Origin of the sequence: Mycobacterium sp. (assembly GCF_049683935.1) — a bacterium.
Lineage (GTDB): Bacteria > Actinomycetota > Actinomycetes > Mycobacteriales > Mycobacteriaceae > Mycobacterium.
In genome coordinates this window covers 1-2,270 of the sequence record NZ_JBAUJR010000357.1, presented here as the reverse complement: position 1 = coordinate 2,270, position 2,270 = coordinate 1, and the positions used below count along the sequence as shown (strand labels likewise).

The 2,270-nt window shown below is 67.9% G+C and carries 3 protein-coding genes; all 3 read left to right on the top strand.

All coding sequences use genetic code 11. The features are described 5' to 3' along the window. The first annotated feature begins 168 nt into the window (after positions 1–168). The 3 genes from WA965_RS20740 to WA965_RS20730 all read left to right on the top strand — a co-directional run bounded on the left by WA965_RS20740 (position 169) and on the right by WA965_RS20730 (position 2,228). Positions 169–645 (top strand): hypothetical protein, encoded by a 477-nt coding sequence (locus tag WA965_RS20740; protein WP_526300332.1) that lies wholly within the window; start codon positions 169–171, stop codon positions 643–645. Further along, positions 642–812 carry a hypothetical protein gene (locus WA965_RS20735; protein ID WP_526300330.1) on the top strand — a complete coding sequence of 57 codons (171 nt, stop codon included), beginning with the start codon at positions 642–644 and terminating at the stop codon, positions 810–812. Before WA965_RS20740 ends, WA965_RS20735 begins: the two co-directional genes overlap by 4 nt. A 279-nt stretch (positions 813–1,091) precedes the next feature. Further along, complete coding sequence (locus WA965_RS20730) at positions 1,092–2,228, top strand: phage major capsid family protein (protein WP_526300328.1); 1,137 nt, start codon at positions 1,092–1,094, stop codon at positions 2,226–2,228. Positions 2,229–2,270 lie beyond the last annotated feature (42 nt).

Genomic DNA, 2,270 nt, shown 5'->3' with positions numbered 1-2,270 from the left:
GTCCATCTGCGCTCACTGCCCGGCTGCCATCCCGTGCGGGCAGTGGGTCGACGGCCTGCGCCCCTCGGAACGACCCGGTGGCGTCGTGGCCGGCAAAATCGCCCGACCGCCAATAGCCACCAAAATTAGTGCAGCACAGCAATATTCAACAACCGAGAGGAAACCAACATGACCGAAACGAACGCCGCCGACAACCGCCGCGCCACAACGCTCGCCGTCCACTACGGACGGCAAGACCAGGCGGGCGTGGATGCCGTTCTCGCGGAGGCGATCCACACCAACCGGATCACCCCGCTCATTACTGCCGTCCTCGACCTCCACGCCGGGATCGTCCCGACTCTGCACACCCCGGACGGCCAGGCGATGCTTGCGAAGATGCTCCACGCGCTCGCCGCCGACCAGGACGGCGACCCGGACTGTGCGCGTGCAGCCCGGCTCATCGTCGCGCACTCCGAGGGCAACGCGGACGGCTGCACGACCGTGCTCCGGGAAGCCGCCGACGCCGACCGGGTGGCTGAAACCATCGTGGGGGTCCTCGCGGTGTTCCGGGCGTACGTGCCGGTCCTCTACGGCGAGCTGGGTCTGTCGGTGCTGCAGCGCAACATCATCGGCTGGGCAGCACGCGAGGAGGACGACCGCACATGACGACACCGAGTGAGCAGGGCGACGGCGACAACACGCAGCCGGAGACCGTGCGGGTGCCGGTCCGGCAGGGAGACGGGATCTGGACTCACGAGGAGACGGTCAGGGTGCCGGTCGACGTCGCCCGGCAGTACGACAGCCGGTTGTGGTCGGACCGCCCGCCGCGATGACCTGCAGGCTCTCGACACCAAGTGCGGCAGGGGGTTACGATCCGGAGGCTCCGTTGCCATGTCGAGTGTCGCGGTGGTGGCAACGCCCGTTCGTCCCGGAGGTCGGCCCGATCAGCTGACGCTCCGGAAGACCACCGGGCAGCCACCGCCGCCTCTCGACCTCGCCGGAGTAAGACTTGGCTCCGACCATCGGTAACCAACCCGCCCGTCTCCCAAGCGAATCCGTCATTGCACACGCTGCGCACCATCGTGCGCCGGATCGCCAGGAGGGCGACAATCATGCACAACTTCACCAGGGAACGCCGCGCCGAGGTCATCGCCGGAGCCAAGGCCATCCTCGCGACGGCGAAGGCCGAGGGTAGGGGCATCACCGCTGCAGAGCGGAAGACCATCGACAGCAACCTCGCGGAGGCGAAGTCGATCAACCATTACCTCACCGAGGAGACCAAGGACCAGGGGCTGATGGGGCAGCTCAACGCGATGGCACTCGGCGTCAGCGCCGGGCCGCGCAGCACCATCGACGACGGAAAGCGGCTCTCGTTCGGAAAGAGCATGGCCACGGCCGTCGCGTCGAAGATGCTCGGTGGCCCTGACGGCAGCGCCAAGGCCCTGGCGCCGTCCGGCGCGGCGGTCGTCGGCCTTGAGTTCAACGAGAACCCGGTCGCACTCGGCAGGGTCGCTACCAGCCTGCTCAACGGCCTCCCGGTGATCCAGCACGACTCCCCGCGCTTCCAGTTCCTCCGGCAGGGCATCGCCGGACGGACGAACAACGCGGCCATCGTCGCGGACGGGGCGGTCAAGCCGACCTCGCCGCTCGGCGTGGAGCTGGTCGACAATTTGCTCGATGTGGTCGCTCACCTCTCCGAGTTGATCCCCCGCTACTGGCTGGCCGACAACGTCGCACTGGAGCGGTTCGTGAGTGACGAGCTGCAGTTCGGGCTGTCCCTTGCCATCGAGGCGATGGTCATCGCGGACCTCAACTCCCAGAGCGGGATTCAGACGCAGGCGTTCACCACGTCGGCGCTGATGACGATCCGGAAGTCGCTCACCAAGTTGGAGGCCGCAGGGCTGGTCGCCGGAGCCATCGTGCTGCACCCGACCGCGTGGGAAGGCGTCGAGCTGGCCCTCGCGTCGACCAACGCCGTCGAGCACATGGCCCTGCCCTACGACCCCGCGAGTAGGCGTCTCTACGGGGTGCCGGTCGTCGTGACGATCTCCGAGGCCCCGCTCGTCGCGCACGTCCTCGCCGCCGACGCCGTAGCCCTTGACACCGACACCTTCGGGATCGACGTGCGGTGGTCGGAGAACAGCACCGCAGATTCATTCTCCCGCAACCAGATCCAGAACCGTTGCGAGGGACGGTTCGCAACGTCCGTGTACCGCCCCTTCGGCGTCGTGAAGGCGGCGCTGGCATAGGTCCGGGAAGCGGCGAGGCCGGTGTTCCCGCCCGTCCACCGG

Bases quoted from the DNA above. Each gene is read 5' to 3' on its own strand.
- WA965_RS20730 (WP_526300328.1), top strand. From the start codon at position 1,092: ATGCACAACTTCACCAGGGAACGCCGCGCCGAGGTCATCGCCGGAGCC.
- WA965_RS20735 (WP_526300330.1), top strand. From the start codon at position 642: ATGACGACACCGAGTGAGCAGGGCGACGGCGACAACACGCAGCCGGAG.
- WA965_RS20740 (WP_526300332.1), top strand. From the start codon at position 169: ATGACCGAAACGAACGCCGCCGACAACCGCCGCGCCACAACGCTCGCC.